Genomic DNA, 21,841 nt, shown 5'->3' on the forward strand with positions numbered 1-21,841 from the left:
GCCTACAGACATGCGCGCGGCGCGCAGAGCGGCGGCGACTGCTTCCTCAGGGGCCGGGACTAGAAGGGTTCGCGGAGCAGCCGCAGATGACGCCGCACGACGGCTTCGGCGCCGGCCGGGGCCTCGAGCGGGGCGCGCGGAGGCCGGTCCGAGGAGTCAGGCTGTTCGGTGGGGACGGGCTCGTCCTCCTCGCGCACGGCGTCGGCTATGGCGAGGATGTCGTCGGGGCTGCGCGGGGGCGCCGGGGGAAGGGCCAGCCGCAGGACCTCCCAGCCGCGTGGCACGGTGAGCCGAGCGGCGTGCTCAGAGCACAGGTCGTAGCTGTGGGGCTCGGCGAAGGTCGCCAGCGGACCCAGGACGGCCGTCGACTCGGCGTAGACGTACGTGAGCGTGGCCACCGCGGCCTGGCGGCAAGCCGATCGAGAACAATGGCGTAGTGGACCCACGGCACAGAACCCTACTCCCGCTCTCCGGCGGAAGCGGGCATTGAACCCCGCGACCGGGCGTGTGCCGCCGGTCCGGCTCGCCCGCCGGGGCGGCGGCGACTAGAGTCGATGTATGCAGGATCGTTCATTGGCCCACGGCTCCGGGGCCGAGGGCGGCAGCCTTCGCATCCGGGCCGTCCCAGCCGCGGACGAGCCGAGCGGCCGCGGCCGCAGGAGCTTCCGCGAGAGGCGGCGGAATCGGCACGGCCGGGGGCTCAGGGGCGAGATCCTGCCCGCTGTCCTCCCCGCGTCGCGCACGCGGGCCGAGCGCTTCGAGGACTGGGTCTTCGACGCAGCGGAGCGGCTCCAGGACCTCAACGGCTCCAGGCTCGACGGCGTCGAGTACGCCGTCGAAGAGATCCCGCCGGGTCTCGAGCAGATCCTCGTGGAGCGGGGACGTGTCCCCCAGGGCAAGTACACCCCCGGCGGGGCGGGCCGTGCGCCGCGCATCACGATCTACCGGAGGGTCGTCGAGACCGAGGCCGGCGCCCGCACCGAGCTGCAGGACCTCGTCCACGACATCGTCGTCGAGTACACCGCGCTCATGCTCGGCGTGGCGCCCGAGACCCTCGATCCGTACTACCGCGGCTACTGACGCCGCCGGCTCAGTAGCCGAGCGTGACCGGGAGGGCCTGGGCCCCCGCTGCCGGAGCGACGATGGAGGCTGCCGCGATCGCATTGCCGTCGCCGGTCGTGACGAGCGTGCCGTAGGCGGGATCGCCCGTCGCCGAGATGAGCAGGGCCGCCACCGGTGAGCCCTCGGCCTCGGCCGGGACGTCGACGACCGCCGTCGTCCCTCCCGCGACGTCGACCGTCTGGGCTGCGTGGAGCCGCCCGTCGTCGGTGACCGGCACCGCGCGGATCTGGGCCCGGCCGTCCGGCACGCCGACGACGACCCTCCGCGTGAGGCCCTTGCCCACCGCGAGGACGTGGTCGTCCCCGAGCCGGATCGACGCCCCCGGAGACGCGAAGTCGAGCGGCTCCGTGGCGGATAGCCCGCGGGGAACCCGGGCGGAGGCGGTGAAGGAGACGTCCGCCGAGGCGGAGACGCTGTACGTGCCCGCGGGAAGGCCCGCGAGAGAGACCTCCGTGACGGTGCCTGCCTTCGCCGTCACCACTCCGCCGCCCGGCAGCGCGACCGGCCCGTTCCTGCCGTAGACACGCAGCTGCACGACCGCGTCGGCGGCACCGGGGACCGTGAGGGCAAGCGAGGCGGCGGCGTCGGCGAAGCCCTGACGGGCCGCGAGCTGCTTGGCCTGGGCAGGGTCCTGCAGGTCGATCCCCGCAACGGTCTGGCGCGCGGCGGGGGCTGCGGCCGCGGTGATGAGCTCGACGCCGCCCGGCGTGAGTCCCCGGAGGGTCGACTGCTGGATGACGGCCGAGACGGGACCGCCGGTGCTGCGCACGTGGACGGAGAGGTTGGCCTGTCCGGGCAGGTAGCCGCTGAGCACGTACGACGCCGAGCTGTTCGGCTTGACCTGCAGCCCGCGGCTCGACGGCGGAGCCTGCGCGAGAGGCTTGTCCCCCACGAACTCGAGGTCGACGGTCGCGGGAGTGGCACTCGAGTTCGTCAGCGTCAGGACCGACGTCCTGCCCACCGTGGTGGAGGCGCCCAGGAGCCACTGGTCATTGGCCGGGACCGTGCAGGACGCCGTGGCCAGTCCCCGCAGGTCGCCGTCGGACGCGGAGAAGCGTGTCAGGCCGGCGATGTCCGGGACGTCTCCCCCGGCCGCGCGGGCCGTGAGGATTGCGGCGGCGCTGACCGACTGGGCGGGCACGACGGCGGCCCTCGGCTGGGCTGCCGTGCCCGCGGCGACGGCCTGTCCCGGCAGGGACTTGAGGAGGGCGCCGTCGGCCCCGGTCACCGAGGCGTCCGGCAGCGTGCCCTGGGTGTCCGAGAGGACGACCGCTGAGACATCCGTGCGGGCGGTCTTGCTCGCCGGGCTGAACTGGGGATCGCCTTGCACGGGCGTTCCCTCGAGAAGGCGTGCGGGCCCGGCACAGCCTCGCACGGCGTCGCCCGCGGGCACTTCCGCCGACCGCGCTGTCCCGGCGGCGAGCGAGGCCGGGGCCGGGATCCCCGACGCGTAGACGGTCAGAGCGGCTCCGGCGGCCACGAGCAGGCCCCCGGCGATTGCGGCGCCCACTGTCCGGGCCCGGCGTCCCCTGCCCGTCGGCGTGTTCCGGCCCGAGGCCGCCCCGCGGCCCTCAGACGGACGCTTCATCGCTTGCACGTTCCCTTCCCTCCGGCTGGGCATCTTCCCCTTGGTTCGCATTCCCGGCGTCCGTCTCGTCCGGCGGGTCGGCTTCCTCTCCGCCTCGGCGACGCTCCGCGCCACGGCGGCCGCTGCCTCCGGGAGCGTCCTCCTGCTTGTCGGGACCCTGCTCATCCGCCGCGTCGTCGGCGGTTCCGCCGTCGTCCTGCGTGTCTCGGCGTGTGTCCAGACTGCGCGCCTCGGGACGAGGCGCGTCCGGGCGGTGGCGCCTGGCAGCCGTCTCCGGGAGGAGGAGCCCAGCACCGGTGCGTCCGCGGGATGTGCGGCGCCGGATCCGGGCCGGCACCGCGAGGAGGACCGTGAGCCCGATCGCGACGGCGGCGAGCAGCCCCAGCGGTGCGGCCGCCGGCACCGCATAGCGCACCTCGAGCCGTCCGCCTTCTTCCGGGAGCTCGAACGCCTGGGCCCAGTCCTGGGCGGTGGGCGCCAGCGCGACGCCGTTCAGGGTCGCCGTCCACCCGGGCGCGCCGCGTTCGGCGAGGACGAGGCGCCGGGCCCCACCGGCGGCAGGAACGTCCACGGAGACCTGCTCGGGCCCCGACGGCAGCCAGGACAGGGTCTGGCCCTTCGAGTCGACGATGCGTGTGCGCTGCGCGATGGCAAACGCATCGCCCGCCTGTGGCCCGTTCGGGGTGACCCTCCAGAGCCAGCCGGCGTCAGTCCGGCCCACCGGCACGAGGGACGGGACGGAGTCGATGCGGGCGGCCGCGACCTCGTCGGCCGCCGAGCGGTCCTTCAGCACGATGAATCCGACTCCGAGGGCAGTGAGGTCCTTCGATGGATCGACCCCGGCCGCTCCCCCGCTCGCGGCGCCGCCGACGGTGGCAACGGCACGGCGAAGGGCAACGAGGGCGCCGTCGTCGTCAGCGATGCGCTCCGCGCCCCACGGGCCGGTGATGCGGCTCGCCGAGGCGGCGGCGGACAGGGCGTCGAGGGTGGTGCCGGCGCCGCGCATGAGGGAGGCAGTCACGCTTCCGTCGTCGGCGCTGCCCAGGACGAGCGTGCGCGTCTGCTGCGGACCGAGGCCGAGGTCTGCTGCCGTGGCTGGAAGGGTCCGCGCAGCGCCGGGCGCCACTTGGATGTCCGGGCCCAGACCGTGCGCCTCGGCGCGCGCGGGGCTCAGACCCGCCCACGCCCAGTGCGCGAGTGCGGCCGCCGGTCCCGCGCCTGCACCGATCAGGGCCACTGCAGTGACCGCGGCAGCGGTCCGGGCCCTGCGGCGGGTCGCCCGCTCCTGGTGTGCGTCGCCGTCAGCCACGCGGTTCGCGGCGGCACGGCGGTGCTCTATCAGCCTGTCCGCTCCGAGGACGGCCGCACCGAGGAAGCCCAAGGTGGCGGCGCCCAGGCTCGGACCCGCGAACGGGGCCACGAGCGTATCCCCGGACACGGCGACCGGGATCCGAGACACGGCCCAGGCATAGGCCAGCGCCAGGATCCCGATGGCCACGAGGGCTCGCGCGGCTGTGCCGCGGCGGCCCCTGAGGAGGACAGCCGAGGCGGCGGCCCCGAGCAGGAGGGGCGCGGCGAGGACGAGCGCCCCCACGAGCGACCACGGGACGCCAGCAGGGAGGAACGCGAGGCCACTCAGGGGCGCCGCGGGGTCGAAGGCGAGCGGCTGGCCCAGGAGCATCTGCCACGGCAACGCCACCGCGAACGGGGTCGGAAGGCCGGGGTCCGCGATCCAGGCCCGGGGCCGTTCGGCCGTGGAGACCCACAGCGGAAGGAAGACGGCGACCGTCGGGACCAGTGCCCACCACAGCGCACGCGCCTGACCGCGCAGGGCCACAACGCCCGCGACGACCAGGATCACCGCGAACGGCACCAGCGAGGGGGCGCCCGCCGTCACGAGGCCGAGCGCGAGCCCGCCTGCCGCGGCAGCGGTCCATGAGGGCACGCCCCCCGAACCGGGACGCGGCTCATGCTGCTGCGAGGCCGTCATGGCCCGCACGCGCGCGCCGCCGACCGCGCGGAGGAGCCCGAGCGCCGCCCACGGCAGGGCCGCGTGGGCCACGACCGCCCCGATCCGCCCCTCGCCGACAGCGATGAGGAGCGCCGGCGCCGCCGCCCACACGACGGCGGCGAGCACTCTCGGCGCTCGGTGCGCGGTCAGGTTCGCCGCCAGCGCCCATGCGCCGAGCGCCGCGAGCGGGGAGGCCGCCACGAGCGCGAGGGCGAGGGCCCGGTTCGCGTCGCCGAAGCCCACGAGGCCCAGGAGCCACAGCACGAGGTCGAACGGGTCTCCGTAGCCGGGCTCTCCCGCTCCCAGACGGGACCACCATGCCGTCGCGTTGGCGTAGATGTCGCCCAGCGCGGAGGAGACAGGGATGAGCGCGCCGCCGACCGCGGCCTGCGCCCCGAGGAGGGGCGCGAGCGCGACGAGGGAGGCCAGGAGCGCAGCGGCCGCGACCACGATCGCGCCCGTGCCTGGCCAGCCGCGCGTGGCGACCGCGAGGGCCGCGAAGTCGTGCTCGGAGTCTCCCGTGGGCTCCTCCGGCCCGGCGGCACTGCCGGATCCGTCGCCGACCACGGCCTCGGAGTCCGCCGCCGCGGACTCGAGGAGAGCCCGGCGGTGCGCCCAGATCTCGGCACGCGACGTCTGGAGCTCGCGGGGGGTGCTGCGCGAGACGGTCCGAGTCCGGCGCGCGGCCCGGCGGCCGCGTGCGAGATGGCCGACAGCGCCGAGGGCCGCGAGGCTCGCCCCGAGCCTGGCGGCGCCGACGCCCGGCTCCTTGAGGACGATCCCGAGCAGGAACTGCCACAGCCCGCCGAGGAGGGCGCCGAGAGCCTGGAACGGGAGCTGCCATCCCGGGGAGTGCTTGAGCCGGGAGTACACCTCGGCGCGTCGGGCTGCGAAGGGGGTGCCCGCGGCCTCCGGCCGCTGGGAGTGCAGGATCCGGGCCGAGGGCACGACGACGACCCGGTGGCCTGCGAGGCGGGCACGCCAGCAGAAGTCCACGTCGTCACCCGTGGCCGGCAGCCCGGGGTCGAACCCGCCCAGCTGCTCCCACGCGTCGCGGCGGACGAGCATTCCCGCCGAGTTGACGGCGAAGACGTCGCTGCGCGCGTCGTGCTGCCCCTGGTCCTGCTCATCAACGTCGATGAGGGTCAGCCGCTCGCCCCACCGGCTCACGGAGAGGCCGACGTCCAGGAGCCGCCGCGGCGCGTCGGCGTCGAGCTGCTTGCAGCCCGCGACGGCGACGCTCGGCGCGCGCTCGACGGCGCCGAGCAGCTCCGCGAGAGCGTCGGGTGCAGGGGCCGAGTCGTCGTGCAGGAGCCAGACCCACTGCTGGGTAGGCCCCTCAGGGCCGCTCCGAGCAGGGGCAAGCTTGTCCAGGGCGCGGCGCGCCGCCCCACCGAAGCCGCCTGAGCCGCGCACGGCGACGACGTGGTCGGCACCGAGGGCGCGGCCGAGGACCTCGGCGGAATCGTCCCCGGATCCGGTATCGGCACCGAGGACGACGTCGACCGGCCGCGTCTGCGACGAGATCGCGGCCAGGGTCAGGGGCAGGTAGGCGCCGCCGTCGTGCGCGACGACGACTGCGGTGACGTGCACAGCCTCCAGGATCAGACCGCCCGCTTGCGCAGGCGGCGGCGCTCGCGCTCGGAGAGGCCGCCCCAGATGCCGAACCGCTCGTCGTTCGCGAGCGCGTACTCGAGGCACTGTGCCCGGACGGTGCACGACCCGCAGACCTTCTTCGCGTCGCGGGTCGAGCCGCCCTTCTCGGGGAAGAACGCCTCCGGGTCGGTCTGGGCGCACAGCGCCTCTGCCTGCCACGCGAGCTCCCCCTCCTCCGGCTCGCCAGGGTGGAGGAGGTCGATCAGCACCCCTTTGGGGGTGTGGTCTGCCGGGCTCGCGAGGAGCGCCAGCGCCCTCTCGATGGCCTCGTCCGCCGGCTCGTCGGATTCGTCCTCGGGCTCGTCGAGGTCGTCCACGGGGCCGTCGCTGTGGACCGCATGCTCGGTGAGGAACGCCGTCGCGGCCTCCTCGAGCGCGTTCGCCGACAGGGCCTGATACCTTTCGTGCGCGTCGGGGTCCGCAGGGTCTACATACCAGTCCGCGGGAATCCCCCTCGACCGGTAGGCGGCGGACGCCTGCGCAGCGACCGCCGACTCGTACTGGATACGCTCCGCCTGTCCCACGGTGCTCCTCCTCGGGTCGTTTTCTGCGCGGCGAGCCGCGGCGACCAGCGCCAGGAAGATTCCCGGTGCCGGTTCCCCTCGGAGCATGCGATGATCGGTTCATCGACGTCCGCCGGCGCAGTTACTGTCCAGTCCTAATTACATGCGTGTAAGTTGCGGGAGTCAAGCGGGAACGGCGGATTCTAGGCAGAAGAAATTTGTTTAGTCGCTCAACACGCCCAAACGGATGACGGCGGGGACGCTCTCGTGACGACGGCGGCGGGCGGGCACAATAGGGCCATGCCCTCGACGATTCTCGACCTCACGCACCACCTCCGCGCCGGCAATTCCGCATCGCCCCGCCTGACCTGGTACGGGCCCGACGGCGAGCGGGTCGAGCTCTCCGGCCGCGTCCTGGACAACTGGGTCGCCAAGACATCCAACTTCCTCTCGGAGGAACTCGACGCCGGCCGCGGCACCCGGGTCCGGCTGGACCTTCCGCCGCACTGGAAGTCGGTCGTCATCGCGCTCGCGACGCTCCAGACGGGTGCGGTCCTCGTGGACACGGCGCCGGCGGACATCACGTTCACGGGCCCGGAGTCGCACGGCGGCGAGGCAGGCGGCGGCGTGCGCGTCGCCGTCGCGCTCGGGGCGCTCGAGATGGCGTATCCGGGCGAACTGCCCGCCGGGGCACTGGACTACGCGGCGCTCGTGCGCCAGTTCGCGGACTCCTACGAGCCCTTCGACCCTCCCGTGGAGGGCGACCCCGCGGTCGACGGCCAGCACACGTTCACCCAGACCGAGCTGTTCTCGCGCTTCGCTGTCCCGGCGGCCGATGGGGCGCGGGTCCTCGTGGCGGGGAGTTCCGGGCTCATGGATGCGCTCGCGCGCCTCATCGGGGCGTGGTCCGCCGGCGGATCGGCCGTCCTCGCGCACCCGGGAATCGACGACGTCGAGCACCTCCGCCGCGTGGAGAACGTCACCGCCTGAGCGGCGCAGCCGGGCTGCCCGGCCGGAGGCCTCCTAGCGGCCGGTCGGCCCTTCCCCTGTGCTCCCGAGACCGTGCACGCCCGGGTCCGGAACCCCCGAATCCGTGGTGCCGCGCTCGGGGCCACCCGCGCCGTCGCCCGCGTGTCCGGACGCGAGCTCGCCGTCATGGTGCACCTCGATGAGCTCGTGGTCGCCCTCGTAGCCGGGCTCGGCGTCCAGCTCCTCGTTGAAGACCCAGAAGCGGTACGCGAAGAAGCGGAAGATCGTGCCGAGGATGAGGCCTACGACAGACCCAGCGACGAAGATCGAGACCTTGTCGGTCATATGGAGGATGTACTTCGTGAAGCCGACGCAGCCGGCCGCGATGAGCAGGCCGATGCCGTTCATGATCGCGAACATCACGGCCTCGCGGACCGCGTTGGTCTGCTTGCGGTGGCGGAAGGTCCAGTAGCGGTTCGCGACCCACGAGAAGATGCTGGCCACGACGGTGGCGATGGACTTGGCCCAGACCTCACCGCTGTGCAGGGGTCCGTTGAGCAACCAGATGAACACCGCGGAGTCGATGACGAACGCGAGCCCACCGACCGTCCCGAACTTCGCGACCTCGCGCCAGAAGAGCGAGACGAGACCGCGCAGGCGGTCGGAGATGGTCCTGATCATGGTCCTCCACAGTTCCCTGCCACCTGACGCGAGCCGCCGGGGGCGCAGTGATTCTACCGCCGCAGGCTTGGGGCTTCCTGACGTTCTGTAGGCTGGGTGGGTGACTTTCCCTGTGATCGGCGTCGTCGGCGGCGGCCAGCTGGCGCGCATGATGGCCCCTGCCGCAACCGCCCTCGGCCTCGAACTGCGCGTCCTGGCAGAGGCCGAGGACGTCTCCGCGGTCCCTGCTGTGCCCAACGCCCCCGTGGGGGACTACCGCAGCCTCGACGACCTGCGCGAGTTCGCCCGCGGCGTCGACGTCCTGACCTTCGACCACGAGCACGTGCCGACCGAGCACCTGCTGACCCTGATGGCCGAGGGCGTCAACGTCCAGCCGGGGCCCGGCGCGCTCGTCCACGCCCAGGACAAGCTGCGCATGCGTTCGGCCGTCGACGCTCTCGGCCTGCCGAATCCGCGCTGGCGTGCGGTGCACCACGTGGAGGAGCTCGTGGCGTTCGGCGACGAGATCGGCTGGCCCGTCGTCCTCAAGACCCCCCGGGGCGGCTACGACGGGAAGGGCGTCCGCGTGCTGCGCTCGCGCGCCGACGCCGAGGAGTCCATCGACTGGTTCGGCACGATGACTCCCCTCCTCGCAGAGGAGATGGTCGAGTTCAGCCGCGAGCTCTCCGCCCTCGTGGCCCGTACCCCCGATGGCCAGTCGCGCGCGTGGCCGGTGGTCCACACCATCCAGGTGCACGGCGTGTGCGACGAGGTCATCGCTCCCGCTCCCGGCATCGATCCCGCCGTGGCCGCCGCCGCGCAGGAGGCGACGCTGCGCATCGCCGACGAGCTCGGCGTCACCGGCGTCATGGCCGCAGAGCTGTTCGAGACTCCCGGGCGCGGCGTCGGCTTCCTGGTCAACGAGCTCGCGATGCGGCCCCACAACACCGGCCACTGGACGCAGGACGGCTGCGTCACGAGCCAGTTCGAGCAGCACCTGCGCGCCGTCCTGGGCCTGCCGCTCGGCGCGACCGACGTGCTCGGCGAGTGGGCGATCATGAAGAACTACCTCGGCGGGGCCAACCAGGACCTCTTCAGCGCCTATCCCGCCGCGCTGGCCGCCGACCCCGCCGCCAAGGTGCACGGCTACGGCAAGTCCGTCCGTCCGGGCCGCAAGATCGGCCACGTCAACCTCGTGGGCGGCGCGGGGTCAGACCCCGACGAGCTGCGCGCACGCGCCGCCCGGGTCGCGGCGATCATCCGCGACGGCGCCTCGGCGCCCGGCGGCGCCGAGGCACCCCAGGACCTGTCTGCCCGCCCGAAGGAGAAGGCATGAGCACGAGCACCCCGCCGCGGCCCGAGCGAGCCCCCCTCGTCGGGCTCGTGATGGGCTCCGACTCGGACTGGCCCGTGATGGAGGCCGCGGCAGACGCGCTCGCGGAGTTCGGCGTCCCCTTCGAGGCGGACGTCGTCTCGGCGCACCGCATGCCGGAGGAGATGATCGCGTACGGCAAGGGCGCACGCGAGCGGGGCCTGCGGGTCATCATCGCCGGCGCCGGCGGGGCAGCCCACCTTCCGGGGATGCTCGCCTCGGTGACGACCCTGCCCGTGATCGGCGTGCCGGTTCCCCTCAAGACGCTCGACGGGATGGACTCGCTGCTCTCGATCGTGCAGATGCCCGCCGGGGTCCCCGTCGCGACGGTGTCCATCGGAGGTGCGCGGAACGCGGGCCTCCTCGCCGTCCGCATGCTCGCCTCGGCCCACGACGAGCTCGGCCGGCGCCTCGCGGACGAGCTCGCGGACTTCGCCAGCGACCTCAACGCCACGGCCACCCGGAAGGGCGCTTCGCTGCGGGAGAAGGTGTCCACCGTCTTCGCAGCGGAGCACGTCCAGGCCCGGGGCGGGCGCTAGGGAAGGGACGACCAGGATGGCCCTGCACAGCCCGCGGCGACACGACCTCGCCGGATTGCCCAGCCACCACACGGATCCGATCCGGCATCCCGAGGACGCCCCGTCAGCGGTGCGGACCAAGCGGGCCTTCACGCTCCTCGCCCTCACGGTCCTCGTCCCCGGTTCGGCGCAGCTGGTCGCCGGGAGCCGCCGGCTCGGCCGCCGCGCGCTGATGGTGACGCTCAGCGTGTGGGCAGTCGCCGCCGTCGTGCTCGTGGTGGGCCTGACGAACCGCGGAGCGGTGCTGACGATCTTCACGCACCCCGTGATCTCGCTCGTGCTGATCGTGCTCCTGCTGGCCCTCGCGCTCGGCTGGGCCATCCTGTTCCTGAACACCCTGCGCCTCATCCGCGTCCCGCTGCTCGCGCGCCGGATGCGCGCCCTCGTGGTCGTCGCGCTCGTGGCGGCGATGGTCGCCACGAGCGGGAGCCTCGCATACGCCGCGTACCTCATCGGCGTGGGCCGCGGCGCGATCGGCACGATCTTCAGCGGAGGCCCGGCCATCAGCCCGGTGGACGGCCGCTACAACTTCATGGTCATGGGCGGCGATGCCGGTGCAGACCGCGTGGGGCGCCGCCCCGACAGCCTCTCGATCATCAGCGTCGACGCCGCGACCGGCCGCACTGCCCTCATCTCGATCCCCCGCAATCTCCAGAACGCCCAGTTCTCCGAGGGCTCGCCGATGCGCAAGATCTACCCGGACGGGTACAACTGCGGCGACGAGTGCCTCATCAACGCGATCAACACCGAGGTGAACGAGAAGTACCGGGACCTCTACCCCGGCGTCGACGACCCGGGCGCGCAGGCCACGCTCGAGGCAGCTTCGGGCACGCTGGGCATCACGGTGCAGGCGTACGTGGTCGTCGACATGGCAGGTTTCCAGCAGCTCATCGACGCCATGGGCGGCATCCGGATCAAGGCCGGCGGATGGGTGCCCATCAGCGGCGCCTCGGTGGACAACTCCGGCACGCACGAGCCGCCGATCGGGTGGATCGCCCCCGGGGAGCAGAAGCTCGACGGCTTCCACGCCCTCTGGTACGGGCGGAGCCGCGAGTTCGCGAGCGACTACGACCGCATCGCGCGCCAGCAGTGCATCCAGCAGGCGATGATCAACCAGCTCAATCCGGCCACGCTCCTGAGCAAGTTCCAGGACATCGCCGGCGCGGGCACGAAGGTCGTCGAGTCCAACATCTCGGCCAACCAGCTCGGCAGCTTCGTGGACCTCGCGCTCAAGGGCAAGAGCCAGCCCACGAGCCGCCTCGTGATCGGGCCTCCGGACTTCGACGCGTCCTTCCCGACGTATCCGGACTTCGATGCGATCCATGCGAAGGTCGCCGACGTCATCAAGTCCGCGACCGGCTCCTCCTCCGACTCCCCCAGCCCGAAGGCGGCGGGCGCCGGCGGCCAGGCCGGGCTCGGCGCACCGGGCCTGCTGCCCGCCGCCCTGGTGTCCAGCGTCTCCTCGGACGTCCCGGCGGGGCCGTACAACGACATCGGGCCCGACGGCGTGAAGGTCACCGCCCAGCGGCTCGACCACCTGTTCCGGACCGGGCAGAACCAGCTGCTGGACGAGATCATGGCCGGCAACGGCGAGTGCACGCCGCTCTGAGAGGACTTCGATGCATCTGCTGAGCAACACCCTGCGGGACTATGCGTGGGGTTCGCCCACCGCGATCGCGGCGCTCCTCGGCCGTGAGCCGAGCGGCCGGCCCGAGGCCGAGCTGTGGATCGGGGCCCACCCCGACGGCCCCTCCCGCATGGTCGACGGCGAGACGTCCGTCCCGCTGCACGAGGCCATCGCTGCGGACCCTGCCGCGGCGCTCGGTCCGGAGAGCGTCGAGGCCTTCGGTCCGCGGCTGCCGTTCCTCCTCAAGGTCCTCGCCGCCGACTCGCCGCTGTCCCTCCAGGTCCACCCGACGCTCGACCAGGCCCGGGCGGGCTTCGCCGCGGAGGAGGCGGCCGGCGTCGACCGTTCGGCACCGCACCGCAACTACAAGGACGACAACCACAAGCCCGAGATGCTCTTCGCGCTCACGCCCTTCGAGGCGCTCTGCGGCTTCCGGGCCCCTGCGGAGGCGGCGGCGCTGTTCGAGCGGCTCACCGGGCTCGTCGCGGGGACCGACGCCGCCGAGGTCACGGAGCAGGTGGCCGAGCTCCTGCGCGGCCCGGACGAGGCGGCGGCGCTTGCGGCCGCCTTCGGCCGGCTGATCGAGGGCGGGCGCGACGTGCGCTCGTGCGTCGATGCGGTGGCGGCGGCCGTGGGCATCCACCTCTCCCCCGGCGGCGCGCACGGATCCGGCGGGGACGACGATGCGGCGCTCCGCACCGTCGTCGATCTCGCCGCCCAGTACCCCTCCGACCCGGGCGTGCTCATCTCCCTCATCCTCAACAGGGTCGGCCTCGCCCCGGGCGAGGCTCTCTACCTCCCCGCCGGGAACGTGCACGCCTACCTGAAGGGCGTCGGGATCGAGGTCATGGCATCCTCGGACAACGTCCTGCGCGGCGGGCTCACGCCCAAGCACGTCGACGTCGCCGAGCTTCTCAGGACGGTCGTGTTCGCCCCCTCCGAGGTGCCCATGCTGGCCGCCCAGGAGTCCGACCTCGGGCAGGAGCTGTACAGGCCGCCGTTCGCAGAGTTCCAGCTCCAGCGCATCGCGGTCGCGGCGGACGGCAGCCGCCCCGCGCCGGTGCCCGTGGCGCAGGCCGGTGCGGCGGTCGTGCTCGTGGTGGACGGATCGCTGACGCTGGACACCCCGAAGGGCGACCTAGCGCTCGGACGCGGCCAGAGCGCCTTCGTCCCCGATGCCGAGGCTCCCGCCCTCGCGCATCCCGGCCCCGAGGGCGTCCTGGCCTTCGCTGTGACCACCGGTCTCCGTCCGGCCTCGGGATTGGCCTAGGCGCCTCCCGCAGGCGCACGACGCCGGCCCCGGGAGTCGGGCGCGTCAGCGTCGGACGAGCTGGCGCGCCCTTCCGGCGGCGCCCCTGGCACGGCGAACGGCGGCCTTCGCCGCCCGGCGGCCCTGCTGGAGGGTCCGCCGCGCGATGGGCATCCCGGTCGAGTAGACGGGGTAGAACGGCGAGAGCGGAAGCTCCCAGGTTCCGGCGAGCAGATCCTCGTGCTGGGCGAACTGCTTCTTGAAGTCGGAGATGCCGTCGTTGAGCAGCCCGTTGAGGTCGTAGCGCGTGCAGCCTGCGGCCTTCATGGCCGTGAACGCGGCCCACTTGACGCCGTAGTTCGCGCGGGCCTTCTGTCCCGCGGCGTTGACGCCGCCGTAGAGTTCGAACGCCGTGCCGGCGCTCTTGGCGATCCAGACGAACGCGACGACCTGGTCGCCGTCGAATGCCGCCACGACGGGCGAGTCCTCCCCGAGGAACCGCCAGATGTCCCGGTAGTACCGGTCCTCATGGATGCCGAAGCCCGCACGGGCGGCCGTCTCGCGGTAGATCGCGAGGACCTGGTCGAGCTCGGCCTCGGTCGCGACCGTGCGGAACTCGAGACCGCCCCTGAGGTTCTTGCGGACGTTGGCCCGGGTGGTCCGCGACATGCCCGCCATGAGGTCGTCCTCGCTCAGGGTGAGGTCGAGGATGAGGGTCCGCGGGATGAGGATCGTGCTCTCGGTGCGGCGGAAGCCCGCGGCGGCGAGACCCCGTTCCCCTGCGGATCCCGCTTCCCAGTCCGGCTCGGCGACGAGTGCCACGGAGCCGTGGGCCTCGCGGACCGCGCGGCCCACGGCGGCGAGCACCCGCTCGGCATCCTCGGGCGCGCAGACGGGGCCGCGTGAGACGTAGGCCAAGGACTTCAGCGGCCACGGGAGGCCACGGTAGAGGACCTGTGCGCCGCCGAGGACCGTTTCGCCCTCGCTGACGAGGAGCCGCTCGGTGCGCCAGTGATGGGCGGCCTTGAGCTCGCCCCACCCCCACAGCTGCAGCGGATGCCCCCCGAGTCCGTTGACCAGGCCGTCCCACGTTGCGCGGTCGGTGCAGGGGCGGACGGTCAGATCGCGGGCGGCCAGCTGGCTCTCGGGGCTCATGTTCCTCCTGGATGATGCGCGGCAGTGTGTCCTCGGCAGCACGATGGGGCGCGGCCAAGGCCGCGCCCCATTCTAGCCGCGGGCCCGCCGCGGCGGCCGGGGGTCAGGCGCGGCGCGCCCAGCTCTCCCACTTGCTCGCGTGGTGCTCGGCGTCGACGAAGCGGACCGTGCCGGACTTCGAGCGCATGACGATGGACTGCGTCTTGACGCGGTCCTTCTGGTAGCGGACCCCGCGCAGGAGGTCGCCGTCGGTGATGCCGGTCGCGGCGAAGTAGCAGTTGTCGCTCGTGACCAGGTCGTCGGTGGTGAGGACCCTGTCGAGGTCGTGCCCGGCGTCGAGCGCCTTCTGCTTCTCCTCGTCGCTGGTCGGCCAGAGACGGCCCTGGATCACCCCGCCGAGCGCCTTGATCGCGCAGGCGGCAACGATGCCCTCAGGGGTCCCGCCGACGCCCATGAGGGCGTCGACGCCGGTGCCCGAACGGGCCGCGGCGATGGCTCCGGCGACGTCGCCGTCCATGATGAACTTCGTCCGTGCGCCCGCGGCGCGGATCTCCTCGACCAGCGGCTTGTGGCGGTCGCGGTCGAGCACGCAGACGGTGACCTGGTTGATCTTGACGCCCTTGGCCTTGGCGATGAGGTGCAGGTTCTGCTTGACCGGCAGACGCAGGTCCACGAGGTCGGCAGCCTCGGGGCCGGTGACGAGCTTCTCCATGTAGAAGACCGCGGAGGGGTCGAACATGGTCCCGCGCTCGGCCACCGCGAGGACGGCGAGGGCGTTGTTGATGCCCAGGGCCGTCAGGCGCGTGCCGTCGATCGGGTCGACCGCGACATCGACCTCGGGGCCCGTGCCGTCGCCGACGCGCTCCCCGTTGTAGAGCATCGGGGCCTCGTCCTTCTCGCCCTCGCCGATCACGACGACGCCGTTGAAGTGCACGGTCTGCAGGAACGAGCGCATGGCGTCGACGGCGGCGCCGTCGGCCTTGTTCTTGTCGCCGAAACCGACCCAGTGGCCGCCGGCGATCGCGGCGGCCTCGGTCACACGGACGAGCTCGAGGGCGAGGTTGCGGTCTGGCTCATCGGCTCCTACATGGAGCGAGCTGGAAAGGGTCGAGTACTGGCTGTCGTCGGGCGCAGGGGACACGGAGACCTCTTCTTCGAGCGGGCTTTGTACGCATCATAGTCGTCCGGGATGTCCCCGCCGCGACGATGACGCGGCTCACGGCCCCGCAGCCGGTTGGCGGGAGGGAGGCTCCGTGCGGGACCATGGAGGGGTGAGCAGCACCGAACAGTCCCCCCAGGCTTCCCCGGAGGCCACGCCGGTCAAGCCGGTCATCCCTGCCGCCGCGGCGAAGCGCGCGAACGCCTCCGTCATCGGCATGATCATGGCCCTCGCCGTGAGCCTCCTGGCGATCCTGCCCGTGGTGCTGCTCAACGCCGCGCCGAAGTCGGAGCCCCGCAGGCCGGTCGTCGACGTCTCCTCGAGCGCGGCCAACGCCGCCGGCGTCGCGGGCTTCGCCCCTGTCGTGCCGTCGCTGCCCGACGGCTACTCGCCGAACTACGCCCGGTGGAACGGCGCCGGGACCGACGGCGTGTCACATTGGGACATCGGATACCTCACACCCGCCCAGCAGTTCGTCTCGGTCGTCCAGACCGGCACCGCCAACCCGACCTGGCTGAACGAGCAGGTCAAGAGGGCGCCCGTGACCGGCACGAGGAGCGTGGCCGGGGTCGACTGGACGCTGTATGACAAGCCCGGCATCGAGAAGAGCCTCGTTGCGACCGTCGGCGGTACCACGGTGGTGCTGAGCGGCTCTGCCGGGTTCTCCGAGCTGGACGAGGTGGCGGGCGCCGTCGTCACGTCGGCCACACACCGCTAGCCGGGCGCTAGAGTAGGCGCGTGCCCCAGACTCTCACCCCTGCCCAGGCGTGGCGCATCCTGCGCGACGGAAACCAGCGATTCGTGGAGGGCGCGAGCGTCCACCCCAATCAGGACTCGGCGCGCCGCCACGAACTCGTCGCGTCGCAGAACCCCGTCTGCGTCATCTTCGGCTGCTCGGACTCCCGCCTCGCCGCTGAGATCATCTTCGATCTCGGCCTCGGGGACGCGTTCGTCGTCCGCTCCGCCGGCCACGTCATCGACGAAGCCGTCCTCGGCTCCCTCGAGTACGCGATCGATCCGCTCAACGTCCCGCTGATCGTGGTCCTCGGCCACGACTCGTGCGGCGCGGTCACGGCCTCGGTCGAGGCGTACGAGACCGGGACCATGCCGAGCGGATTCGTCCGCGACCTCGTCGAGCGCATCATGCCGAGCGTGCTCACAGCCCAGCGCAACGGCGTCACCGACGTCGACGGCACAGTGGTCGAGCATGCCAAGCAGGCCGGCGCCCGGCTCATCGAGACGTCGCAGACCATCGCCACCGCCGTCGAGGAGGGCCGCACCGCGGTGCTCAGCGTCTGCTACCACCTCCGCGAGGGCAAGGCGGAGCTCGTCTCCCAGATCGGCGAGATCTAGGCGACACCGTTCGGAACGCGTCGGTGCGGGGGCCTATTCTGGGAGCCATGACTGACTCTGCAGTGCAGGCCCCTGCAACCGACGACTACCGGATCGAGCACGACACGATGGGCGAGGTCCGCGTTCCCGCGGCCGCCCTCTACCGCGCGCAGACGCAGCGCGCCGTAGAGAACTTCCCGATCTCGGGCAAGACCCTTGAGCGCAAGCACATCGAGGCGCTCGCGCGCGTGAAGAAGGCCGCCGCCCTCGCCAACGCGGAGCTGGGGGTGCTCGACGACGAGCGCGCCCAGGCCATCGCGGCCGCGGCGGACCGCGTCGCTGCCGGCGCATTCGACGAGCACTTCCCGATCGACGTGTTCCAGACCGGCTCCGGCACCTCGAGCAACATGAACACCAACGAGGTCATCGCCGAGCTCGCGAGCCGCGCGCTCGCCGAGGCGGGTTCCGAGACGAGCGTCCACCCGAACGACCACGTCAACGCCTCCCAGTCCTCGAACGACGTGTTCCCGACCTCGGTGCACGTCGCCGCGACGGACGCGCTCGTGAACGACCTCGTGCCCGCCCTCGAGTACCTCGCCGCCTCGCTCGAGCGCAAGGCCGAGGAGTTCAGGGACATCGTCAAGTCGGGCCGCACCCACCTCATGGACGCAACCCCCGTGACCCTGGGCCAGGAGTTCGGCGGCTACGCGGCGCAGGTGCGCTACGGCGTCGAGCGCATCCAGGCCTCGCTCCCCCGGGTCGCCGAGGTCCCGCTGGGCGGCACTGCCGTGGGCACCGGCATCAACACCCCGGCCGGCTTCCCGCAGCGCGTCATCGAGCTGCTCGCGGCCGACACCAAGCTGCCGATCACCGAGGCACGCAACCACTTCGAGGCCCAGGCGAACCGCGACGGCCTCATCGAGGCGTCCGGCCAGCTGCGCAACATCGCCTACTCGTTCATGAAGATCAACAACGACCTCCGCTGGATGGGCTCGGGCCCGAACACCGGTCTGGGCGAGCTGGCGATCCCCGACCTCCAGCCCGGCTCCTCGATCATGCCGGGCAAGGTCAACCCGGTCATCTGCGAGGCCGCGATCATGGTCGCCGCGCAGGTGGTCGGCAACGACACGACGATTGCGCTGTCCTCGACCAACGGCGCCTTCGAGCTCAACGTCGGCATCCCGGTCATGGCCGCGAACCTCCTCGAGTCGATCCGCCTCCTCGCGAACACCTCGCGCGTCATGGCGGACAAGATGATCGACGGCATCGAGGCCAACGTCGAGCGCGCCCGCTTCCTGGCCGAGGCGTCGCCGTCGATCGTGACCCCGCTGAACAAGTTCATCGGGTACGAGAACGCGGCCAAGATCGCCAAGAAGGCCGTCAAGGAGGGCCTGACGGTCCGTGAGGCCACCGTCGCACTCGGCTTCGTGGGCGAGGGCGAGGGCAAGGTCTCCGAGGCCGACCTCGAGAAGGCCCTCGACGTCACCACCATGACGGGCCCCAACAAGTAGCCTCCCACGGGAGCACGACGGCGGCCGTCGCCTCGAGCGCGAGGCGGCGGCCGGCGTCGTGCTCCCCTAGGCTGGTTCCATGCCCACGCCTGACTTCATCCTCACCCTGCGCGACATGATCGGCGTCCACCCGCTCTGGCTCCCGGGAGTCAAGGCGGTCGTGGCGGACGACGCCGGACGGCTTCTCCTGGTGCGCCGCGCGGACAACGGCCGGTGGACCGTCCCTGCCGGGATCGTCGAGCCGGGAGAGGAGCCTGCCGCCACGGCCGTCCGGGAGGTCTTCGAGGAGACCGGAGTCCACGTCTCGGTGACGCATCTGGCGGGCGTCGGGATCACCGCGCCTGTCATCTACCCGAACGGGGACCAGGCGCAGTACCTCGACGTCGTCATGGCCTGCGCGTTCGTGGCCGGCCAGGAGCGCGTCAACGACGACGAGAACCTCGAGGTGGGGTGGTTCCCTGCCGATGCCCTGCCGGACCTTCCGCCCCTGCACCGGCGTGCGGTCGAGTGGGCGCTGGATCCGGAGCGCCGAGCGCACTTCGTCGGGTCGCCGAGCGTCGCGGAGGCCTGACGCCGGCGGGGACTGGCTCGTCAGGCCGGCAGCAGCAGCGCGAGGACCGTGCCGGCGAGCATGAAGGGGCCGAAGGGAATCGCCGACTTCGCCGTCCCGCGGCGCGTGACGATCAGCGCGAGCCCGAAGAGTCCGCCGAGCAGGAACGCCGCGGCCGTGCCCCAGAACAGGTGCGACCAGCTCAGGAAGCCCAGGTAGAGCCCCAGGACGCCGGCGAGCTTGACGTCGCCGAATCCCATCCCCGCCGGGTACACGACCCGCAGGACGAAGTACACGAGCCACAGCACCGCGCCGCCGCCCAGGACGCGGAGCGCGGCGCCGACGTCGAGCGCGCCGCCGCCGAGCGCCGCCGCGCCGGCCAGCGGGAGCGCGGCCCAGTAGCTGGGCAGCACGATCCGGTTCGGCAGCAGGTGGCTGCGGATGTCGATCACGGCGAGCCGCGCCGACATCCAGGCGAAGTAGGCGAGGCACGCGACGACGAGCCAGAACGAGAACGGTGCGTCCTGCCAGAGCTCGGGGAGGCGGTGGGTCACCCTTGGACCCTATCGGATGGGCGGCGGCCCGCCGCCCTGCCTGCGGTAGCGTGGCGGCATGACCAGCCTTGCCGACGTCTGGCCACTGTTCGGGCTCACGCTCGGCACCCCGCGCCTGACGCTGAGACCCCTTCGCGACGACGATCTCCCGGGCCTCGCCGACGCCGCGCGGTCCGGAATCCACGCCCCCGAGCGGACACCCTTCGCCCTGCCCTGGACAGACGCGCCCGCCGCTGAGATCCCCGCGAACTCGGCCCGCTGGATCTGGGAGTGCCGGTCGCGGACCCGGCCGGAATCCTGGCTCGTCCAGTTCGGCGTGTTCGCGCACGACGGCGCGCTGCTGGGCCTGCAGGACGTCGGAGCCGAGGACTTCGCACACCTCGCGACCGTGGAGACGGGCTCGTGGCTGCGCCGAGACGTCCAGAGGCAGGGCCTCGGGTCGGAGATGCGCGCCGCTGCCCTGGCATGGGCATTCGACTGGCTGGGCGCGGAGGTCGCCCTCACCGCGGCCTACGACTGGAACGAGCCCTCGCTCGGGGTCAGCAGGAAGCTGGGGTACGAGCCGAACGGCGAGAGGCGCCGCGTGAGCCGGCCGGGCGTCGTCGAACGCGAGCTGCTGCTGCGGCTGCCCAGAAAGGCGTTCCGCCGCCCCGAGTGGACCCTCTCGGTGGAGGGCCACGGGGCGGCGGCCGCCTTCCTCGGCGTCGGCGCCTAGCGGGGTCGGCCCCTAGATCTCGGCCCCTTCGAGGAGCTCCGTGACGAGCGCCGCGATCGGCGAACGCTCGGACCGGGTGAGCGTGACGTGGCCGAACAGCGGGTGGCCCTTGAGGGTCTCGACCACGGCCGCGATGCCGTCGTGGCGGCCCACGCGGAGGTTGTCGCGCTGGGCGACGTCATGGGTCAGGACGATCTTGGAGTTCTGGCCCATGCGGCTCATGACCGTCAGGAGGACGTTCTTCTCGAGGGACTGGGCCTCGTCCACGATCACGAAGGAGTCGTGCAGCGAGCGGCCGCGGATGTGGGTGAGCGGCAGGACCTCGAGCATGCCGCGGTCCATGACCTCGTCGACAACGTCCTGGCTCACGAGGGCGCCGAGGGTGTCGAAGACCGCCTGGCCCCACGGGTTCATCTTCTCGGACTCGGACCCCGGAAGGTAGCCGAGCTCCTGGCCGCCCACCGCGAAGAGCGGCCGGAAGACGACGACCTTCTTGTGCTCGCGCCGCTCCATGACGGCCTCGAGGCCGGCGCACAGGGCGAGCGCGGACTTGCCCGTGCCCGCCCGGCCGCCGAGCGAGACGATGCCCACGGAGGGGTCCATGAGGAGGTCGATGGCGAGCCGCTGCTCGGCGGAGCGCCCGTGCAGGCCGAAGAGCTCCCGGTCTCCGCGCACCAGCCGCACCTGCTTGTCGGCACCGACGCGGCCGAGGGCGGAGCCGCGGGGCGAGAGGATCACGAGCCCCGTGTTGACGGGCATCTCCGCGGCCTCCGGGAGGAAGACGGGCTCGTGGCCGTACAGCGTCGCGACCTGCTCCTCGTCGGCGTCGACCTCGGCGACGCCCGTCCAGCCCGAGTCGACAATCTGCTCGTTGCGGTACTCGTCTGCGTCGAGCCCCATCGCGGACGCCTTGACCCGCATGGGCAGGTCCTTGGACACGAGCGTGACCGCCCGGCCTTCGTTGGCCATGTTCTTGGCGACGGCGAGGATGCGCGCGTCGTTGTCCCCCGAGCGGAAGCCGGCGGGGAGGACCTCGGCCGAGATGTGGTTCAGCTCCACCGTGAGCGTGCCGCCCAGGGCGCCGCCGTCACTCTCGAGCGGGACGGGCCGGCTGAGGCTCCCGTGCTCGACCCGGAGGTCGTCGAGGAGCCGGAGGGCCTTGCGGGCGAAGTACCCCAGCTCGGGGTCGTGGCGCTTGCCCTCGAGCTCGGTGATCACCACGACGGGGATCACCACTTCATGTTCCGCGAACCGCAGGAGCGCCCTCGGGTCGGAGAGCAGCACGGACGTGTCCAGTACGTAGGTCCTGCGCGCGGCTTCGGCGGTGGCGCCTGCTGCGGCGGACTCGGTGGGCAGTGCGGTGTGGTGTGCCCCGATGCTTGTCACGTCGACTCCAGCCCCCAGGTTTCCCCGGTGTTCTCCAGTGCGTCCGGCTCGGCCGCGAGGCCGGGACCGGCCTCCTGGAGCTGCTGCGACGCAACGTCCATACTCGGCCTCCCCGCATCGGGTGGCGGTTGCCGCCCGATGGCG

Annotated in this window: 20 protein-coding genes; 11 read left to right on the forward strand and 9 right to left on the reverse strand. The window is 72.5% G+C overall.

Going from position 1 to position 21,841, the window contains the following annotated elements; genetic code table 11:
• Window positions 1-59: 59 nt before the first annotated feature.
• Window positions 60-446, reverse strand: coding sequence for a DUF3499 domain-containing protein (locus ACQ5BE_RS06155; protein ID WP_208712022.1), 387 nt, complete (start codon window positions 444-446; stop codon window positions 60-62).
• 112 nt (window positions 447-558) lie between these two features.
• Here ACQ5BE_RS06155 and ACQ5BE_RS06160 point away from each other — a divergent pair, with 112 nt between their 5' ends.
• Window positions 559-1,080: a metallopeptidase family protein gene (locus tag ACQ5BE_RS06160; RefSeq protein ID WP_344299587.1), complete on the forward strand. Its 522-nt coding sequence runs from the start codon at window positions 559-561 to the stop codon at window positions 1,078-1,080.
• Window positions 1,081-1,090: 10 nt separating this feature from the next.
• On the opposite strand, the gene ACQ5BE_RS06165 is transcribed toward ACQ5BE_RS06160, so the two are convergent.
• From ACQ5BE_RS06165 to ACQ5BE_RS06175, 3 genes are read right to left on the reverse strand one after another with little or no spacing between them, the layout of a single operon-like run.
• Window positions 1,091-2,710 (reverse strand): DUF5719 family protein, encoded by a 1,620-nt coding sequence (locus ACQ5BE_RS06165; protein WP_430296084.1) that lies wholly within the window; start codon window positions 2,708-2,710, stop codon window positions 1,091-1,093.
• Entirely contained in the window at window positions 2,694-6,314 is a 3,621-nt protein-coding gene (locus ACQ5BE_RS06170) for a glycosyltransferase (protein WP_430296086.1), read from the reverse strand. The genes ACQ5BE_RS06165 and ACQ5BE_RS06170 overlap by 17 nt, the downstream gene beginning before the upstream one ends.
• An 11-nt stretch (window positions 6,315-6,325) precedes the next feature.
• Window positions 6,326-6,901, reverse strand: a complete 576-nt coding sequence (locus ACQ5BE_RS06175; RefSeq protein ID WP_430296087.1) for a WhiB family transcriptional regulator — start codon at window positions 6,899-6,901, stop codon at window positions 6,326-6,328.
• A 279-nt stretch (window positions 6,902-7,180) separates the two neighbouring features.
• Here ACQ5BE_RS06175 and ACQ5BE_RS06180 point away from each other — a divergent pair, with 279 nt between their 5' ends.
• Window positions 7,181-7,870 (forward strand): TIGR03089 family protein, encoded by a 690-nt coding sequence (locus tag ACQ5BE_RS06180; protein WP_430296088.1) that lies wholly within the window; start codon window positions 7,181-7,183, stop codon window positions 7,868-7,870.
• 33 nt (window positions 7,871-7,903) lie between these two features.
• On the opposite strand, the gene ACQ5BE_RS06185 is transcribed toward ACQ5BE_RS06180, so the two are convergent.
• On the reverse strand, window positions 7,904-8,530 hold the full coding sequence (locus ACQ5BE_RS06185) for a GtrA family protein (protein WP_430296089.1): 627 nt from the start codon (window positions 8,528-8,530) through the stop codon (window positions 7,904-7,906).
• Between the two features lie 100 nt (window positions 8,531-8,630).
• On the opposite strand from ACQ5BE_RS06185, the gene ACQ5BE_RS06190 reads away from it, so the two are divergent.
• The 4 genes from ACQ5BE_RS06190 to manA are packed head-to-tail and all read left to right on the forward strand — an operon-like array spanning window position 8,631 to window position 13,356.
• Window positions 8,631-9,845: a 5-(carboxyamino)imidazole ribonucleotide synthase gene (locus ACQ5BE_RS06190; RefSeq protein WP_430296090.1), complete on the forward strand. Its 1,215-nt coding sequence runs from the start codon at window positions 8,631-8,633 to the stop codon at window positions 9,843-9,845.
• Window positions 9,842-10,420 (forward strand): 5-(carboxyamino)imidazole ribonucleotide mutase, encoded by a 579-nt coding sequence (gene purE / locus ACQ5BE_RS06195; RefSeq protein ID WP_430296091.1) that lies wholly within the window; start codon window positions 9,842-9,844, stop codon window positions 10,418-10,420. The genes ACQ5BE_RS06190 and purE overlap by 4 nt, the downstream gene beginning before the upstream one ends.
• Window positions 10,421-10,436: 16 nt before the next feature.
• Window positions 10,437-12,068: an LCP family protein gene (locus ACQ5BE_RS06200; protein ID WP_430296092.1), complete on the forward strand. Its 1,632-nt coding sequence runs from the start codon at window positions 10,437-10,439 to the stop codon at window positions 12,066-12,068.
• 10 nt (window positions 12,069-12,078) lie between these two features.
• Window positions 12,079-13,356 carry a mannose-6-phosphate isomerase, class I gene (gene manA, locus ACQ5BE_RS06205; RefSeq protein ID WP_430296093.1) on the forward strand — a complete coding sequence of 426 codons (1,278 nt, stop codon included), beginning with the start codon at window positions 12,079-12,081 and terminating at the stop codon, window positions 13,354-13,356.
• 45 nt (window positions 13,357-13,401) lie between these two features.
• On the opposite strand, the gene ACQ5BE_RS06210 is transcribed toward manA, so the two are convergent.
• Together ACQ5BE_RS06210 and glpX are read right to left on the reverse strand one after the other, a co-directional pair.
• Window positions 13,402-14,490: a lipid II:glycine glycyltransferase FemX gene (locus tag ACQ5BE_RS06210; RefSeq protein ID WP_430296094.1), complete on the reverse strand. Its 1,089-nt coding sequence runs from the start codon at window positions 14,488-14,490 to the stop codon at window positions 13,402-13,404.
• Between the two features lie 103 nt (window positions 14,491-14,593).
• On the reverse strand, window positions 14,594-15,631 hold the full coding sequence (gene glpX, locus ACQ5BE_RS06215; protein ID WP_430296095.1) for a class II fructose-bisphosphatase: 1,038 nt from the start codon (window positions 15,629-15,631) through the stop codon (window positions 14,594-14,596).
• 130 nt (window positions 15,632-15,761) lie between these two features.
• Here glpX and ACQ5BE_RS06220 point away from each other — a divergent pair, with 130 nt between their 5' ends.
• The 4 genes from ACQ5BE_RS06220 (at window position 15,762) to ACQ5BE_RS06235 (ending at window position 19,063) form a co-directional block, all read left to right on the forward strand.
• Complete coding sequence (locus tag ACQ5BE_RS06220; RefSeq protein ID WP_430296096.1) at window positions 15,762-16,367, forward strand: DUF4245 domain-containing protein; 606 nt, start codon at window positions 15,762-15,764, stop codon at window positions 16,365-16,367.
• Window positions 16,368-16,387: 20 nt separating this feature from the next.
• Complete coding sequence (locus ACQ5BE_RS06225; RefSeq protein WP_430296097.1) at window positions 16,388-17,002, forward strand: carbonic anhydrase; 615 nt, start codon at window positions 16,388-16,390, stop codon at window positions 17,000-17,002.
• Between the two features lie 47 nt (window positions 17,003-17,049).
• Window positions 17,050-18,492 carry a class II fumarate hydratase gene (locus ACQ5BE_RS06230; protein WP_430296098.1) on the forward strand — a complete coding sequence of 481 codons (1,443 nt, stop codon included), beginning with the start codon at window positions 17,050-17,052 and terminating at the stop codon, window positions 18,490-18,492.
• Between the two features lie 79 nt (window positions 18,493-18,571).
• Window positions 18,572-19,063 (forward strand): NUDIX hydrolase, encoded by a 492-nt coding sequence (locus tag ACQ5BE_RS06235; protein WP_430296100.1) that lies wholly within the window; start codon window positions 18,572-18,574, stop codon window positions 19,061-19,063.
• 20 nt (window positions 19,064-19,083) lie between these two features.
• Here the strand turns inward: ACQ5BE_RS06235 and ACQ5BE_RS06240 are convergent, their stop codons facing one another.
• Window positions 19,084-19,596 (reverse strand): prepilin peptidase, encoded by a 513-nt coding sequence (locus tag ACQ5BE_RS06240; protein ID WP_430296101.1) that lies wholly within the window; start codon window positions 19,594-19,596, stop codon window positions 19,084-19,086.
• A 58-nt stretch (window positions 19,597-19,654) separates the two neighbouring features.
• On the opposite strand from ACQ5BE_RS06240, the gene ACQ5BE_RS06245 reads away from it, so the two are divergent.
• On the forward strand, window positions 19,655-20,311 hold the full coding sequence (locus ACQ5BE_RS06245) for a GNAT family N-acetyltransferase (protein ID WP_430296102.1): 657 nt from the start codon (window positions 19,655-19,657) through the stop codon (window positions 20,309-20,311).
• Window positions 20,312-20,323: 12 nt separating this feature from the next.
• Here ACQ5BE_RS06245 and ACQ5BE_RS06250 read toward each other — a convergent pair whose 3' ends face one another.
• Window positions 20,324-21,667: a PhoH family protein gene (locus ACQ5BE_RS06250; protein ID WP_430296292.1), complete on the reverse strand. Its 1,344-nt coding sequence runs from the start codon at window positions 21,665-21,667 to the stop codon at window positions 20,324-20,326.
• Between the last annotated feature and the right edge of the window lie 174 nt (window positions 21,668-21,841).

It is taken from the genome of Sinomonas sp. B1-1 (assembly GCF_050474465.1).
GTDB classification, from domain to species: domain Bacteria; phylum Actinomycetota; class Actinomycetes; order Actinomycetales; family Micrococcaceae; genus Sinomonas; species Sinomonas flava.